This is a genomic window from Ruminiclostridium herbifermentans (assembly GCF_005473905.2).
Classification (GTDB): Bacteria; Bacillota; Clostridia; order Acetivibrionales; family DSM-1351; genus Ruminiclostridium; species Ruminiclostridium herbifermentans.
The window spans coordinates 4,198,417-4,215,848 of record NZ_CP061336.1; the positions used below are offsets into that span (position 1 = coordinate 4,198,417).

The following is a 17,432-nucleotide window of genomic DNA, read 5'->3' on the forward strand; positions in this document are numbered from 1 at the left end:
CATCATTATGAGCGACTGCATTAATTAACTTGTAATGCAGTTTATATTCATTTAATAATTATATTCACCATTATGCCTAACTGAATAAAATAGCTTGTAATGCAATCTTCATTCATTTTATAAATATAGCCATCATTATGCACGACTGCATTAATTAACTTGTAATGCAGTTTATATTCATTCAATAATTATATCCACCATTATGCCTAACTGAAAAAATAGCTTGTAATGCAATCTTCATTCATTTTATAAATATAGACATCATTATGCGCGACTGCATTAATTAACTTGTAATGCAGTTTATATTCATTTAATAATTATATTCACCATTATGCCTAACTGAATAAAATGGTTTGTGATGCAATCTTCATTCATTTTTATAAATATAGCCATCATTATGCATGACTACATTAATTATTCTGTAATGCTATTTTTATTCATTTAATATTTATATCTACTGGCAATTTTTAGATAACCATTAACAGTTAATTTTTAGTTTTATTAGGTCATTTCCAGTTAGCCACAAAAACAATTTAATATTAATTAATTATAAAGTCATTATCGCTATAAGCCTGAAAACAATATCTATATAGTTAGAACATTTTCATCTTATTCAGCATATAGCGATCGACTTATATTCCCTTATACTACCAGTTATACAAACTCAACTGCTTACAAAATCAACTTATTATCTTATAAAATTAGTCATGGCACGTTTTTCTTCTACTGGGTAAGGAATTTTATCCTTGCCTAGTTCTATTGTCTTAAGCAGCCACGCCATAGCCCTAGCATTTTTGCGAAGAGTTTGAATTCCTTCCTCATCCTGAAGAACCTCTCCTTCTTCCCTTCCATATGCTATTGTCCAGTATTGAGAAGGTGGAATGACTGTTTGTGCTAAATTGAGATAGTTATTTAGCTGATGTACTGCATCTACACCACCTGCACGTCTTACTACTGAAATAGATGTTGCTACCTTGTATTTAAAATAACTCGAACTTGTAAAAAACACTCTGTCCAGAAATGCTTTCATAGTTCCCGCTATTCCTGCATAATAGGTTGGAGAAGACAATATAAATCCATCAGCTTCACGCATTTTCTTCGCAGTCTCGTTAACAATGTCGTCTTTGAAAACGCATTGATTCTCTTCTGAAGTGTGGCAGTACCCACAGCCTATGCAGCCATGAATATCAAGATGTCCTACTTGAATAGTTTCAACCTCAATTCCCTGCTGCTCCAACTCATCTGTCATAACCTTCAGCGCGTAGCTGGTATTTCCGTTTTTACGCGGACTTCCATTAATAGCAATAACCTTCATAATCCTACACTCCTTTTCTATCTAAATAAAATTAATTTAACCCCTTATTAGTTCTATCAAATACTAATTATTACAATTATTTTGGTAACAAACCATTGATAAGTCTACCGCACCAATAGAATTATTATGTACGAAAATTATTTATATTCTACAGAATTTATTAAAAATATAGTGATTTGTCAATACTATCCCTCAATTATTAAGATATAAATTGCAATATTAAATGCCGTTAAAAATTTTGGTAATTCCATTGTTATTTATAGTACTTCTAAATATATAACATTTAATATTTATGTAGCCATTTCCTTTGCAGACTTAAAACCAAACATTCTCCTCGGGTATTCGTTAATCCATCTTTCTATGTTTTTTATCTTGGCTTTACTCACTTTTGCTATATCTGTTCCTTTCGGTATAAATCTTCTTATTAGCTTATTAATATTCTCGTTTGTACCTCTGGCTATTTCTCTTTCAATAGTTCTTATATGCCTACCTAATCGCTTTGATATTTCAATTACTGAATACTTTTCTTTAAGGTATAGTTCTATAGCGTATCTTTCTTTTTCATTTAGGTGTTTATTCTTTCGTAATTCTGAGCTATTATCCATATATAACTCATGATGCTCCTTTGCTTATGTTTTTCTTGGTCGTTAAACATTTTACAATGGAACACCATGAGTTTTCTATTCTATTGTCTTACGGCATTTAATTTTACAACTTTCTAATTAATATTAAGATTATATATTAAGAATACACAATATTTATCATTATGAAAAGTATCAGCAAATTTATAATTAAACGGAACAAATTAAAGCTATTATCGTCTAAGATAATACACGTATTGTATTAACTACAAAATTCAATATATTTGCTAGGATTAATAGTATACATAATATTAATGAAGAAATATAATTAATAACTATTATAATGTTAAGTAAAGTCAGTAATTAATTGTTACAAATGATTTTTTTACATCATAAACAAGTCAATAAAATGCAATATTTGTGAGTGTTTACTACAGCTAAACACACTAATTTACAGTATATATATAACCTTTAGGTAAGTTTAATAAAAGTATAATTTAACTAGTACTATAATTTTATTAGATAATTAGCGTAACTCGTCAAGTTAATAAAAACATAGAAAGGATGAACTTAGAATGAAAAAAAAACTTAAATCTAGCAGCATTTTAGCTCTAACCCTCTCAATTTTATTTAGCATTATGTCTCCTTCATCAGGTCACACATTATCTTTACCAAATCAAGATAACCCAGCTGCAGAAAGTTATGAAAGCAGTGATATCTATCTTTATGTAGGGAGTCCACTCATACTTTCACAGGATAAAATATCACCATTGGACCCTGAAAATCTCGACGTAGCAGCCACAGTTATTGACAATCGTACATTAGTCCCATTACGTGCACTGTCAGAATATTTTAAAGCCGATGTCAGCTACAACGCAGAACAAAGAAAAGCAATAATAAATTATAACGGCAAGCAATACATATTTCCAATAGGAGAAAAAAAATATATTATTAAAGATAAATCATCAGAAAATGAAGTTTTGCTAGATACAAAAACTTCTATCTTAAACCAGCGTACAATGGTACCTCTAAAAGTAATATGTGAAGACATATTAGGTCGTAAGGTTTCATACTATAACAAAATAATTGCTATAGGTAATACTGAAATTAATCTAAAAGAAAATAAAAAACTTGCAGACAGTATTAAGCAAAAAATAGGAGCTGCCGTTAAAGCAACCTCTCTTGATCAAATAAAAGCCGTCATGTCTCAGTCTGACATTAGGCTAGACAATATATTTATAGCCTTTTCTGAAGCTGCGGAATTAGAGGTTTCAAAAGCTGCTGCAGATGCATCTGTTAGCAATTCACCTCTATCGGATACCGCAAATTCTTCATCTGATTATTCTACTACAAATACACAGGTACAAGGCATTGACGAGGCTGATATTGTTAAAACAGATGGAAAGTATATCTATATTGCTGGAAACAATGCAGTCCGTATTGTCAGTACTGACAGTAATGGAACCTTAAAAGAATCAGCAATTATTAAACTGCCGCAAAATAAAACAGTAGCTGAAATATACATTGATGAAAACCGTCTTGTGTTAATTGGCAACAGGTATGAAACTCAAAATAGTACTATACCAGAACAAAAAACTAAAGCAAGTCCTGCTATTGAAAATGAATTTATAGCAACTACAGATATTGCTCCTGATGCCAAGCTATATATTCCTTATAGATATAAAAACTACAGTTTTGTTGATGTTTACGATACTTCTGACCATCAAAATCCAAAATTTATTAAAGGTCATGAAATGGAAGGCAGCTATCAATCCAGCCGAAAAAATAGTGATATAGTGTACCTTGTAACAAACTCTCGTATATATAACGATATAATATTGCCTTATATGAGAGATACAGTTGTAAGCGATAAGCACGAAGCTTTATCCATTAGCGACATAATGCTATTACCTGATGAAAAATCATATGGTTATTTAGTTATATCTGCCATTAATATAAGTAACAATGAGAAAACTCAGGTTGAAGCCATTACAGCCTCCGGACATATTATGTATATGAATACTTCATCCATTTATTTAGTAGGTAATAACTATAATGGTAACTCAACAATTACCAAATTTAATATAGATGGAATGAAAATAGGGTATGCTGGCTCAGGTAATGTAAATGGTTATGTATTAAATCAATTTTCTATGGACGAGCACAACGGATATTTCAGAATAGCTACAACCTGGAATAGTGAGAACAACCTATTTATACTGGATAATTCTCTTAATATTTGCGGCTCAGTAACAGGCTTAGCAAAAGGTGAGCAGATATATTCTGTACGTTTTATGGGAGATAAGGGATATATCGTAACCTATAGAACAATTGATCCTCTGTTTGTTTTTGATTTATCTGACCCGAAAAGTCCTAAAGTAACAGGAGAACTAAAAATACCAGGCTTCAGCAATTATTTGCACCCAGTTGGAGACAACCTGATTCTGGGAATTGGTCAGGATACCTATGAAATATACAAAAAAGATTCCACAGGCAAGGAAATTGTAGTAGGTACAAGACAAGGAGGTTTAAAGCTATCCTTATTTGATGTATCAGATATGGGTAAGCCTACGGAAATATCAAACTACGTGCTTGGCGACTCTGGCAGCTATTCCGAAGCCTTATATAATCATAAAGCTGTCATGTTTGATAAAACTAACAATAATGTAGTATTTGATGTATATATTACAGATACTTCAAACAATTGGAGCCAAGGCGCTGCGGTTATTAATTTAGATAACAACAATATTAATTTAAAAGGTATTTTGGAGTACATTCAGCCTGAAGTCTATGGAAATTATATACCAAATGGCCGTCGAAACTTATATATTGGTGACAAGATCTATTATATTCAGGATGGAATTGTTTCTTCATATGATTATAAAACATTAGAAAAAATTGATACACTTATGCTAAAGTAAATGCTAAAAGCTTTGATTATATTATTTTGCCTTGCCTAATATCCAGAAATAATTTTAAGAATTAGTCGAGCAAGTATATCTACTAAAGGGTGCTGTAAAACAAGAAATATTTATTAACAGTAAACTGCTTAAACAGTACAACGTAGTAATATATATCTATTACTCGCTCACAAAATTGACGCTAAAATAGTTGCGGTGCAGAACAAGCACTTCAGCAGACCGTATTACCAAGGCATCCTGTCTCGGGTTAATACTCACAGTTACTTTACTTCCGCTGTGTCGGCTGCAATACTTGTTCTTCACCTACTATTTCTAGCATCAATTTCTAAACGAGCTAGGCAATTAGATATATAATACTACTTAGTACTATTTCATGCAATTACCTTGGCAGTAAACCATTCTTAAATTCGACCTGATATTTTTAGAATAATGACATATTAGTAATCAGAATACAACTCACCAAAATTTGTATACCTTATCTAAACTCGTTTTTTATAGTCCAAAATCATATTTCGCAGCTTAGATGCATGCATTCCTTCATCTTCAGCAAATTCCTTAAATACATTCTTAACCTTTTCATCTTCTACCCTTTTAGAATACATTTCATAATCTCTAACTAGTTCCATTGAATTTTCCCACGCTCTAAGCAGCCTATCATAAGTTGTAATTTCTATTTCATTCTCATTCATAATAATATCGCTACGCAAATTTATAAAGTCAATAAAGTTCAAGTTTTTGACGGCATAAGTTAGTAAAAAAATTCTTATACTAACCATATTTAAATACAAAGTATAATGACAATATTAATATTTTTAGTGTTAATTGACTTTTTAAAAATTTTACGTAGTTCTCTCCTTTCTTAATTTTTATGTCTAAATTTTTATGACCTTTATAACTATATTGTTTGCACTTTTCATTGTACTAATGCATATATATATCTAATTTCTGAAAAGATAAAATTGCATAATAAATTTTTACATTGCAATTAAAATAAGTTTAATACAGTACTTAAAGTGATTTTACTGAATAACCGACACAATGTCAGTTTTAACTTACTATATTCCATGTACACAATAAAAATGGAAAAGTATCTAAATGCTTTTAATGAACTCAAAACATATCTTTAATTCAACTTTCCCAGTTTAATAAATCGTAGGTGTTAAACTTATCAATGGAAAGTTGGATTAGAGTGAAATAATTGAATGAATTAGTTGGACACAATGTCAGTTTTAGCACACTATAAGCCATGGAAAATGAATATAGAAAAATCATAGAAAAGTACTTAAAACTTTTGATAAACTCAAAAAAATCATATAAGTAAATATCACATACATTAGAAAATAATGCCTGTGATTTTGAGACTCGAACATGCACCATGTAATCACTAGCTAAACTTTCAAATTATTAAGTCTTCCAAAACTTATCAGAATATTATTATACATAAGGAGAAAAAATATACTGTAGTTATAATATCTCTAAGAAGAAAGGATAATTTACTATGGAAAAAGTTGAGCATAAGGAACGATCTAGTGTTGTGCAATTTATATTGCGTTTAGTTGTTGGAGCAGTCGTTTTAGCCATAACAGCATATTTTACGCCTGGCTTTTCAATTTCATCATGGGTTTCACTAGCAATCGCCGCAGTTGTTCTTGCTGTTTTAGATTTGCTAGTTAATATGATTTCAGGAATTAATGCTGCTCCATTTGGAAGAGGAATTTCTGGCTTTTTACTAGCTGCGGTTATTATATACGCTATTAAGTTTTTTGTCCCAGGATACAATATAACTCTACTTGGCGCTTTAATCGGTGCTGTAGTTTATGGTATCGTAGATGCAATTATTCCTGGAAGAGCAATGTAATTTGCTTTAAGGAACCATTAACAGAAATATTAATTAAAAGTATTAATTTTATTTAGTCTAGGAAGGAGTTATTGCAAAACTAAATTAGTTTTGTAATGGCTCCTTTGTTATTAAAAAATAAATATAAGTTAAAAATAATTTCTATATACCAATGATTCATTTTTTATTTTCTATAAAATATCAAAAAAAAATGTCCCTTGTAAAGGGACGAATCTCAGTGTATTAATTGAATCAGTTTGCCGTTACTATAATTATTCCACATATATATGTAATTAAACCTTTATTTTCCAATTATTTTTTTTATAATTTTAATTTTACATGATAATTATTCAGAAGCTAATCTTCAATATTTTATGCCACGCCACTGAAAATCATTATTTTAGTTTGATTATAGCTAGAATATTTATAAAATAAAGAAAATTAAAATTTTAAATTTTATAAAAGTATTGCAACATTATTTCAATAATGTTATAAAGAAAGTGGTATTTTTATTGAAATTTTTTATTATAATATTTTTCTTATTTTTTCTATAATACCAAATAGTTTCTTAATTGTTATTGACTTAAAGCTTATGTTTTGGTTTGGGATATAAATTTCTAATTAAAACTTATATATGTATAATTCATAAAATCCCAAACTGTTGGTTAAAATACAATGGATTTATTTCCATAAAAGGTAGAGATAAACAGCATAACTTTGTATACTAATATAATCAAAACTGTAAATAAGAACGGTGGTATATGCTAATGAATCTTTCAAGTATTATCAAAAAACTCAATAAGACCTACTCAATAGTTATAATACCAAATAGTAATGATAGTGTTAAAAAGTATTCAATTAAGGCACCATTTGCAAAACTGTTAGCTACATTGCTTTTAGTTCTTTCGATTTCATTTTCAGTATATATGATTAATTTTTCACAGAGCAGTGTACAAGCTAAGGAATTGAGCAAAAAAGACTTACAGCAGCAGATAGAGACCTTATCCCTTTCACTCATTGAGCAAAATAAGCTGTTGGCAGCTAGCAATAATCAAATAAAAACCCTGCAATCAAATGAAGCAGCTAATAAACAAAAAATTAATGAGTTTACTGCCATGTATAAGCAAATAGCTGATGATTATATCTCTAAGTCTAATAGGGGTTCTGCTGACAAAAGCAAAGTCACGGGCCAAGCTGGCTTAGACTTAATTGAACTAAATGGTATTGTAGAGCAATTAAATAAAGATTTTAATTCAGATGAACAGTTGATTAATGAACTTAAAAATTCAAAAGAAAAACTTGAAAAGGTAGTTAACGCTATTCCTACATTGATTCCTGCTTCAGGAAAAATAAGTTCTCCATTTGGAATGAGGAACCACCCCATTAAAAAAGTAAATAAAGAACATGACGGTGTTGATATAGACTCTTCTACTGGTGATCCAATATTGGCATCTGCTGCAGGTATCGTAGAATTCTCAGGATATTCAAGTGGATATGGTAACCATGTTATAATAGATCATGGAAATGGATATCGTACATTATATGCCCACTCTTCAAAATTGCTAGTAAAAAAAGGTGATACTATAAAAAAAGGCCAAAAAATAGCCTTAGTTGGTAGTACAGGCTTAAGCACAGGACCTCACCTGCATTTTGAAATTAGAATTAATAATACTCCTGTTGATCCAACTGAGTATCTTGATTTTACTTCATCTAAATAAATAATAATTTTATATAAATATTTTGTTAGTTATGATTAATATTAAATAATTTAATATACTTCAAGGGAGGAAAGACATTGTTTAATAGACAGACGGATTTTGAAAAAGCAACCTTTGATACCTTAATTGGTTCAAATACAGAATTAATAGGAGATATTAATTCTAAAGGAATTATCAGAATAGACGGAAAAATAACAGGAAATATTTCTGTTCAAGGTGACCTTTTTATAGGTGAAGCTGCTAGTATTAAAGGTAATGTCACAGCATCAAATATACATGTTGCAGGAAGCATTGATGGAGATGTATCTTCTTCAGGATTGCTTAAACTTTTATCTACCGCAAAATTGTTGGGAGATATCCAAGTAAAATCCTTTATTTGTGACGAAGGCAGTATATTTGAGGGAAATTGTAAAATGCTTGAAACCCAAACTTCAAAATCACTATTAATGGGTAAAAAGAAGGATTATAAGAAAAGTTCTGTTATTGACGAAGGACAAACAGAAATGTAATTATTTTATTTGATAATGCTATCATACATTATATTTTTAGGATTAAAGCAGTATATCCAACTGCGAAGTTTAAGTTAGAAATTTATATTAATAGCTATATTGAAATGCTCCATATCAAATGTAAATGAAATGGAGTATTTTTTTGAAAAATTATAGTAACGAACCTCAAAGCATATATGATAACAGTGCAAATTATACCTCTTCGGGAAATAGAGAAATATTTACTTCCCTATGAATATTTAATGAATATTTAATGAATATTTAACCTCTGTTGTCAAAATGTAAATATACCTAATAAAAAACCTGTTACATCTAGCTGTTAAAGCCGTACATTAACAATAACTTATTTACTGTATAACTCTATGTACATCCAACAATAAACATTAAGAAACATGCTCCCTAATTGACTTTTAGTAAAAATTATACACGTGACAAATATTTGTGATATAATGTCTTAGACAAATATTTATTTATTTCCTAAATTCACTAATTCGCTAAAGGAGATACTCAACATATATTTTGTGATTTTGGTTTATGGAGGTTAAGTATGAAATCTAACGGAAATACTGCTTCAGGCAAAAGTGAGCAAAAAAAGAAAACAAAGAAAAAAAGCGTGTATTCACAATTTGCTCTCGCTGTTTTGAAAACAGTAGTTGTTATCTTTATATCAATTGGCTGCACTTTTGCTGGTATATTAGCAGGTGCTTGTCTTGGTTATTTAAAAAGCGCTGATGCAATTACACCAAATCAACTTGAATTAACTAAACTTACTTCTTTTATATATGATTCAGAAGGTGCTGAAATAGCTCAGATTAAAGGCAGTGAGAACAGAGTTGTAGTAGTTCATTCAGAAATTCCAGATAATTTGAGAAATGCATTTATCGCAATTGAAGATAAGAACTTTTATAATCATGGAGGCGTTGACAGCAAAAGATTTATAAAAGCGGCTATTAGTTATATTATTAATTTAGGAGATGCTTCCTTTGGCGGTAGTACCATCACTCAACAATTAGTTAAAAATATTACTGGCAACGAAGATACTACAATAAAAAGAAAAGTCCAGGAAGCTTGGCAAGCTATTCAGCTTGAAAGAAATCTCTCAAAGGATCAAATTCTTGATAATTACATGAACCGTATTACTACAGGTTCAGGCTGCTATGGTGTACAAGCTGCAGCAAAAAAGTTCTTTAATAAGGATGTAAAGGACTTGTCACTTGCTGAATGTGCAAGTATTGCTGGTGTAACAAAATCTCCTGGATATTATGATCCTACTTTGGGTGAAAATAATAAAAAAAGAAACAAAGAACGTCAAGAGATTATTTTACGAGCAATGCTGGATCAAGGTAAAATTACTCAAAATGAGTATGATGAGGCTATTGCTGAAGAACTGAAAATTTACGAAAACAAAACAGATGAGAATGTTTCTGTTAATAATGTTCAGAGTTATTTTGTTGACTATGTTCTGACTCAGGTTCAAAAGGACTTAATGGAAAAGTACAATATTTCTAGTGATGCTGCTAATATAAAGATTTACAATAGCGGCTTGAAAATATATACAACCCAGGACTCTAAAATTCAAAAAATAATGAATGAAGAGTTTACGAATATAGAAAATTTTCCTGTAAACAAAAAGATAAGTAATCCTGATATGCAGGCTCAAGGTGCAATGCTTGTCTTAGATCCTAATACAGGATATATTCGTGGTATGTATGGGGCATATGGATATAAAAAGGGTAATTTCACTCTTAACAGAGCTACCTCAATGAAAAGACAGCCCGGTTCAAGCTTTAAGCCAATAGCTGTTTATGGTCCGTCGATAGACTTGGGCTTAATAACACCTGCAACTGTTGTAGATGATGTCCCAATTTATCTTGACCCGCAGAACCCAACTACACCATATCCTAAAAACTCCGAATCTAGCTTTAGAGGTCTTTCTACAATAAGAAGTGGTATTAGAAGTTCCATAAATGTTGTAGCAGCAAAAGTTTTTATGGATTATTTAGGTGCTGAAAAATCAGTTGAATACCTAAAGAAGGTAAATATTGATAGATCTAAAGAAAAATATGTTTCTATGGCTCTTGGTGGTCTTAATGAGGGTGTTAATCCATTAATTATGGCTTCTGCATATGTTCCCTTTGTTAACAACGGTGTATATTTTGAACCAATAGCATACACAAAGGTTACTGACGAAAGTGGCAATATAATACTTGATAAAACTAAAGAACAGAAAAAGAACATTGTATATAAAGAAACGACAGCCTTCCTTATGACTAATATGATGAGAGATGTTGTAACATCTGGTACAGCTGCTACAGGCGGTCTAGGAACTGTTAAAAACTCAGCCGGAAAAGTTATACCAACAGCAGGAAAAACAGGTACAACTAACGATAATTACGACAAATGGTTTGTTGGATACTCTCCATATTATGTAGGTGCTACATGGTATGGATACAATAACCCAAAGTCATTAAAAAGTTCTGAGTATAATCAATCCCTTCTATTATGGAATAAAGTAATGAATAGGATACATGCTGACTTAGAGGTTAAAGACTTCCAGCAACCTGAGGGACTTGTAAAGAAATCTGTCTGCATATATTCAGGTAAATTACCAGGTGAGCATTGCAGCCATGATCCTAGAGGAAATGCAATCAGAACTGAGTATTTTGTAAAAGGTACAGAACCCAAAGATACCTGTGATGTCCATGTGTTAGCAAGAGTGGATACTACTAGCAAAGACATATACGGCAGACCATTGTTAGCAAACGAACATTGTCCTGCTTCGGCAGTACAAGAAAGAGTATTTATTCAAAGACCAGTTCCTTACCTTCCTAAAGACCCATCTTTAGTGTCAAAGATTAAGGATTGGATATATGAACTCCCTCAAGGTGAGTACTGTACTATACACAGTTCATCTAGTATTATAGGGCCTCCATCTAACTCTACAAAAGGACCTAATGCTCCACTTCCGCAATTTGGTCAGGGCCCAATTCTAGATACTCCTTTTTTTCTGAATGAGGACTTAGATGTTATTCCATAAATCATTGAATATTACAGTAATGAAATAAAAAGTGCACAGAGAGTGAAAGAATAAAATCTAACATTCTCTGCGCACTTTTATTTTACGCTTTATTTCTTAACTTTTACGTCTTCTTTCTTAGCTTTTCCAACAAAAATTGTACCTAGATTCTCGCCATTAATTATATCCATAATAACTTCGGGATTACTTCCATTTGTTAAGACTACATTTACTCCTGATCTTGTAGCAATTTTTGCTGCCTTAAGCTTTGTGACCATTCCTCCTGTTCCTCTCTTTGTACCAGCACCTTCTGCACAAAGTTCGATATCGGGAGTAATTTCTTTAATAATAGAAAGCATTTTGGAATCAGGATTTTTCCTTGGATCCGAGTCAAAAAAGCCATCGATATCAGATAATATAATTAATAAATCTGCAGCTATAAGCTTAGAAACAAGAGCTGACAAAGTGTCATTCTCACTGAAAGTATCTTTTTGACCTGCCTTCAATTCAACTATAGATACAGAATCATTTTCATTTACGATAGGTATTATACCCTTCTTTAGCAATGTTTCAAATGTATTTACTACATTCTCACGGCAATGGTCATCACTCATTATATCTCTAGTCAGCAATATCTGTGCGACAATATGCCCATATTCAGAAAAGAATTTGCTGTACATATGCATAAGTTCACATTGTCCAACAGCAGCAACGGCCTGCTTTTCACGTATTGTTTTGGGCCTTTCGGGCAATTTTAACTTATCTACGCCTACACCAATAGCACCAGATGTAACAAGTATAACTTCTTTACCCTGATTTGATAAATCCGAAATTATTCTAGCCAACTTATCTATACGGGTAAAGTTTATTTTGCCTGTATCGTAAGTTAATGTTGACGTCCCTACCTTAATGACTATTCTCTGTGAATCTTTTAAATGTTCTCTTTCAAAGTCCATTTTAACCTCCATTTAAAGCAATGTACTATATGCTAATTATAATCTTCATACATCGGGTTAATTTTTATATACTCAAAAGTTATTACATTCATCCTAAAAAATATGTAAAAAATAAGTATACAATAAAAAATATTATATACTTATTTATACATTTTTTCTATATATAATTGAATATCTTTATGCATTGACAAGTAAAAATTGCCATTAATATTTTTATACTAAATAGTAACAATCTTATTTCTACTGTCCGTAATATGCATTTGAACCATGCTTACGCAGATAATGCTTGTCTAGTAATTCTTGCTGCATTGGCTTAATATGCGGGTTCATCATTTGGTTATGCCATGCCATAAATGCTATTTCCTCAAGCACTACAGCATTGTGGACTGCGTTTTTCGCATTCTTACCCCAAGTAAATGGACCATGGCTGTGCACAACAACAGCTGGAATATCATCAGCACTTTTATCCTTAAATGTTTCTAAAATAACATTACCTGTTTCAAGTTCATAGTGCCCAGGCTCTCCATTTATTTCCTCCACCGTCATCTTCCGTGTGCATGGAATCTCACCATAGAAATAATCTCCATGTGTTGTTCCTAGTGCAGGAATTCCCATACCTGCCTGTGCATACACTGTAGCCCATCTGCTATGTGTATGTACAATACCACCTATATTAGGAAATGCACGATACAGCACCAAATGTGTAGCTGTGTCTGACGAAGGCTTCATAGACCCTTCAACCTGCTTGCCTGTAGCCAAATCTATAACAACCATGTCTTGGGCTTTCATATCGGAGTATTCTACACCTGAAGGCTTTATAACAACCAGCCCCTTTTGTCGATCAATACCCGATACATTTCCCCATGTGAAAGTAACAAGCCCATGTTTCGGCAATAATAAGTTAGCTTCTAGAACTTCTTCTTTTAATGTTTCTAGCAAAAATTTCCCCTCCTTGCCATTGGATTTGATAATAAAAATATTAAATGCCAATTGCCAGCAGCTAAAACCCATAATATCACATCATAGTTTGGGTTTGAATTTAACTCTTCTATTTCAACTTCCAAGCAAGATCAGCAAGAAATAGTTCTTGTTCTAGTTTTTCAATATCAGTATCTTTTGTAATATGTACAAACTCAATGTCCATCATACGTGCCCAATCTCTCATCTGCTCTGCAGTTACATCATATGTCAGCACTGTATGGTGAGCACCTCCTGCAACAATCCATGCCTCAGCTCCAACAAGCAGGTTTGGCAAAGCACGCCACATTACACGAGCAACTGGCAGATTTGGCATTTCATATATAGGCTTCACGCACTCAATATCTTGACAAATTAGGCGCAATCTGCCACCCATATCTATAAGACTTATTACAATAGCTTTTCCAGCTTTTCCTTCAAAGACAAGTCGAGCAGGATCAGCTTTACCTCCAATACCAAGTGGGTGCACTTCAATTTTGGGTTTACCTGCTGAAATAGTTGGGCAAACCTCTAGCATATGTGCTCCCAAGCTGTATTCATTACCCTTTGTCAAGTCATATGTATAGTCTTCCATAAAAGTAGTTCCGCCAGTTTTCCCTTCAGCCATTGCTTTTACTATGGCAGTCATTGCAGCTACTTTCCAGTCACCTTCACCGCCATATCCATATCCTTGTTCCATTAATCGCTGACTAGCTAGACCTGGAAGCTGCTCCATACCATACAAGTCCTCAAATGTATTGCTGAATGCTTTACAGCCTTCTCTATCCAAAAGCTTTTTAATAGCAATTTCCTCTTTCGCCTGATAGCGAATACTACTGAGTTTGTCAGTATTAATCTCATATTTTTCTGTATATTCAGCCATTAACTCATCTACTTCTTGGTCTGTAACATTATTTATGTACTCTACTAGCGTACCAACAGGCCAAGTATTAACCTGCCACCCAAGCTTTGTCTGCACTTCAACCTTGTCACCCTCAGTAACAGCTACATTACGCATGTTATCGCCGAATCTCATAACCTTTAGTGTCTTGCTGAATGCAACACCTATGGCTGCTCGCATCCAATCTCCTAGTCTTTCAAGTACATCAGCATCTTGCCAATAACCAGCAATAACCTTGCGTTTCATGCGAAGACGTGCACTAATAAAGCCATGCTCTCTGTCACCATGCGCTGCCTGATTAAGATTCATAAAATCCATATCTATTTCTTCATTTGGAATTTCCCTATTGTACTGAGTAGCAAAATGACAATAAGGCTTTTGAAGTTCCTTTAAACCATTAATCCACATTTTAGATGGACTAAAGGTATGCATCCACACAATTACACCAGCACATTGATCCTGATAATTAGCATCCTTTACTACACTATATATTTCTTCAGGAGTTTTAGCCGTAATCTTATACACGATTTTGCAGGGTAAAATTCCAGAAGCATTCATTTTCTCAGCCATTTCGGCAGCACGAGAAGCCACTGTATCCAAAACTTCGTTTCCATACAAAAACTGACTGCCTACCACAAACCAAAATTCATAATCTTTCATTGCCATATTGATACACTCCTTTTTTTATTTTATTGAAGCAACAGCAGCTCTCTCAACTGTAAGCCCTTCAGAATAGCGTTTCATAAATAAATTAAAGTCCTGAACATTTTTGGCATCGGGCTTTATGCAACTACCTGATTTATCTGCAAATACCCTCTTTGCCAAATAATCTTCCAGCTTTTCATCCTGTTCTTTATATTTCATATAAGCTGCTAACAGTGCAATACCCCATGCACCGCCCTCGCCTGCTGTATCCAGCACTGCAACAGGAACATTAATGGCATCTGCCATCAGCTTTTGTCCTACTTCTTTTGTTTTAAACAAACCGCCATGTCCCATAAGCTGTTCAAGGTAGACATGCTCCTTTTCAAATAGCATATCCATCCCCAACTTTAATGTAGCAAGTGTTGAATACAAATGAACACGCATAAAATTGGCAAGCGTAAATTTGCTATCCGGTACACGTACAAATAATGGACGCCCTTCCTTCATATTTGTAATAGGCTCTCCAGACAAATAATTATAAGCCAGTAGTTGTCCACAATCTGCATCACCTTCAAGTGCTTTACCGTACAAAGTATCATATAGAAGCGGCTTACTTATATCACTTCCTAAAACAGTGGCAAATTCCGATAGAAGCCCTATCCAAGCATCAAGATCTGAAGTACAGTTATTGCAATGAACCATAGCCACCGTTTTGCCGCTTGGTGTAGTTACAATATCAATTTCAGGATAAACCTGTGATAACTCTTTTTCCAACACAATCATAGCAAAAATAGAAGTTCCAGCAGACACATTTCCTGTATGTTCAGCCACACTATTTGTAGCTGTCATCCCCGTTCCAGCGTCACCCTCTGGTGGGCACAAAGGAATACCTGGCTTCAATTGTCCAGTTACATCCAAAAGCTTTGCCCCCTCTTCTGTCAGAGATCCAGCAAATTCACCTGCCATCAGTACCTTTGGTAAAATATCTCTAATACTTAACGACAAATTTTTACTACCAACAAGTTCGTCAAACTGCTGAAGCATTTTTTCATTGTAATTGCAGGTACTACTGTCAATTGGGAACATACCTGATGCATCTCCAACACCAAGCACCTTTTGACCAGTTAATTTCCAATGCACGTAACCAGCAAGAGTTGTTAAAAAATGAATATCCTTTACATGTTTCTCTTCATTAAGTATTGCTTGATAAAGATGTGCAATACTCCAACGCTGCGGGATATTAAATCTAAAGCGTTTTGTTAATTCCTCAGCAGCCTTTTCAGTAATGGTATTACGCCAGGTGCGGAACGGTACTAATTGGTTTCCGTCTTTATCAAATGGCAGATAACCGTGCATCATAGCTGAAAAACCAATGGCACTAAGTTGTTCTAGCGGTGCATCATACTTTTCCTTTACTTCTTCAGCCAACCTTTGATAACTTTTTTGAATACCTGTCCATACATCATCTAGACGATATGTCCAAATATTATCCTCTAAATGATTTTCCCATTCATAGCTACCAGAAGCTATAGGTACATGTTTGTCATCCGTTAATACTGCCTTTATACGTGTAGACCCCAATTCAATACCTAAAACTGTTTTTCCGTCTTTAATTTTTTGAATAACTTCGTCTCTAACCAATTTTAGTTCTGCTTTCATGTTTACCTCCACGCCCAAATTGGACACAAAATTATGGTTAACAATATATGTAAAGCCTATGCTTTTACAATGCAAACAGTATTACTTAAATCTTTAACTTAATTCTTTATTCTTCAATAACTAAATAGTTAAAGCAACCTATAGTTTTCACTTACCATGTTCACTATATTTGCTATTCTCAAAGAATGTCATAAGTTATAATCACTTGTAATTTACAAAATCCAAAATATATCATGTTGACATAAACTTTATTTTCCAACTATTATTCTATTGTTAATTTAAATAATTACTTATATTAGAGTAAGTTGTACGTACAACTTACTCTAATATAATACCGCATTAATATATGCGGTACAAGAAGAAATTTCTCAAAAATTATTATATATTTCGCAAAACAATTACAAAATTTTTTTTATT

11 protein-coding genes and 2 pseudogenes are annotated in these 17,432 nt (G+C 32.7%); 5 read left to right on the plus strand and 8 right to left on the minus strand.

Annotated features, from left to right (window positions below):
* Window positions 1-688: 688 nt before the first annotated feature.
* From EHE19_RS17170 to EHE19_RS20195, 3 genes and pseudogenes are all read right to left on the minus strand, one after another.
* A complete protein-coding gene (locus EHE19_RS17170) occupies window positions 689-1,315 on the minus strand; it encodes a flavodoxin family protein (protein WP_137697327.1) in 627 nt (208 codons plus the stop codon).
* A gap of 290 nt (window positions 1,316-1,605) precedes the next feature.
* A pseudogene (locus EHE19_RS20190) lies at window positions 1,606-1,770 on the minus strand (IS30-like element ISCth2 family transposase); the annotation flags it as partial.
* Window positions 1,762-1,988 (minus strand): annotated as a pseudogene (locus EHE19_RS20195) (helix-turn-helix domain-containing protein); the annotation flags it as partial. The pseudogenes EHE19_RS20190 and EHE19_RS20195, both read right to left, overlap by 9 nt.
* Window positions 1,989-2,471: 483 nt before the next feature.
* Between EHE19_RS20195 and EHE19_RS17180 the strand changes: the two are divergent.
* Window positions 2,472-4,817, plus strand: coding sequence for a beta-propeller domain-containing protein (locus EHE19_RS17180; RefSeq protein WP_137697328.1), 2,346 nt, complete (start codon window positions 2,472-2,474; stop codon window positions 4,815-4,817).
* Window positions 4,818-5,296: 479 nt separating this feature from the next.
* Here EHE19_RS17180 and EHE19_RS17185 read toward each other — a convergent pair whose 3' ends face one another.
* Window positions 5,297-5,506, minus strand: a complete 210-nt coding sequence (locus tag EHE19_RS17185) for a ferritin family protein (RefSeq protein ID WP_137697329.1) — start codon at window positions 5,504-5,506, stop codon at window positions 5,297-5,299.
* 809 nt (window positions 5,507-6,315) lie between these two features.
* Between EHE19_RS17185 and EHE19_RS17190 the strand changes: the two genes are divergently transcribed.
* From EHE19_RS17190 to EHE19_RS17205, 4 genes are all read left to right on the plus strand, one after another.
* Entirely contained in the window at window positions 6,316-6,675 is a 360-nt protein-coding gene (locus EHE19_RS17190; RefSeq protein WP_137697330.1) for a phage holin family protein, read from the plus strand.
* Between the two features lie 746 nt (window positions 6,676-7,421).
* Window positions 7,422-8,372, plus strand: coding sequence for a peptidoglycan DD-metalloendopeptidase family protein (locus EHE19_RS17195; RefSeq protein WP_137697331.1), 951 nt, complete (start codon window positions 7,422-7,424; stop codon window positions 8,370-8,372).
* A gap of 77 nt (window positions 8,373-8,449) precedes the next feature.
* Entirely contained in the window at window positions 8,450-8,881 is a 432-nt protein-coding gene (locus EHE19_RS17200) for a bactofilin family protein (protein WP_137697332.1), read from the plus strand.
* A 547-nt stretch (window positions 8,882-9,428) separates the two neighbouring features.
* Entirely contained in the window at window positions 9,429-11,918 is a 2,490-nt protein-coding gene (locus EHE19_RS17205; protein WP_137697333.1) for a transglycosylase domain-containing protein, read from the plus strand.
* 89 nt (window positions 11,919-12,007) lie between these two features.
* On the opposite strand, the gene proB is transcribed toward EHE19_RS17205, so the two are convergent.
* From proB to EHE19_RS17225, 4 genes are all read right to left on the minus strand, one after another.
* The gene (gene proB, locus EHE19_RS17210; protein WP_137697334.1) at window positions 12,008-12,853 is read right to left on the minus strand and encodes a glutamate 5-kinase; all 846 of its coding nucleotides are present in this window, start codon (window positions 12,851-12,853) and stop codon (window positions 12,008-12,010) included.
* A 240-nt stretch (window positions 12,854-13,093) separates the two neighbouring features.
* Entirely contained in the window at window positions 13,094-13,792 is a 699-nt protein-coding gene (gene araD / locus EHE19_RS17215) for an L-ribulose-5-phosphate 4-epimerase (RefSeq protein ID WP_137697335.1), read from the minus strand.
* Between the two features lie 109 nt (window positions 13,793-13,901).
* Window positions 13,902-15,377, minus strand: a complete 1,476-nt coding sequence (gene araA / locus EHE19_RS17220; RefSeq protein WP_137697336.1) for an L-arabinose isomerase — start codon at window positions 15,375-15,377, stop codon at window positions 13,902-13,904.
* An 18-nt stretch (window positions 15,378-15,395) separates the two neighbouring features.
* A complete protein-coding gene (locus tag EHE19_RS17225) occupies window positions 15,396-17,015 on the minus strand; it encodes a xylulokinase (RefSeq protein WP_137697337.1) in 1,620 nt (539 codons plus the stop codon).
* Window positions 17,016-17,432: the final 417 nt, after the last annotated feature.

What these genes read in the sequence shown, in the direction of transcription:
- EHE19_RS17205 (WP_137697333.1), top strand. Translation starts at nt 9,429, where the DNA reads ATGAAATCTAACGGAAATACTGCTTCAGGCAAAAGTGAGCAAAAAAAG.
- EHE19_RS17180 (WP_137697328.1), top strand. Translation starts at nt 2,472, where the DNA reads ATGAAAAAAAAACTTAAATCTAGCAGCATTTTAGCTCTAACCCTCTCA.
- EHE19_RS17225 (WP_137697337.1), bottom strand. Translation starts at nt 17,015, where the DNA reads ATGAAAGCAGAACTAAAATTGGTTAGAGACGAAGTTATTCAAAAAATT.
- EHE19_RS17170 (WP_137697327.1), bottom strand. Translation starts at nt 1,315, where the DNA reads ATGAAGGTTATTGCTATTAATGGAAGTCCGCGTAAAAACGGAAATACC.
- EHE19_RS17185 (WP_137697329.1), bottom strand. Translation starts at nt 5,506, where the DNA reads ATGAATGAGAATGAAATAGAAATTACAACTTATGATAGGCTGCTTAGA.
- araA (WP_137697336.1), bottom strand. Translation starts at nt 15,377, where the DNA reads ATGGCAATGAAAGATTATGAATTTTGGTTTGTGGTAGGCAGTCAGTTT.
- proB (WP_137697334.1), bottom strand. Translation starts at nt 12,853, where the DNA reads ATGGACTTTGAAAGAGAACATTTAAAAGATTCACAGAGAATAGTCATT.
- EHE19_RS17190 (WP_137697330.1), top strand. Translation starts at nt 6,316, where the DNA reads ATGGAAAAAGTTGAGCATAAGGAACGATCTAGTGTTGTGCAATTTATA.
- EHE19_RS17195 (WP_137697331.1), top strand. Translation starts at nt 7,422, where the DNA reads ATGAATCTTTCAAGTATTATCAAAAAACTCAATAAGACCTACTCAATA.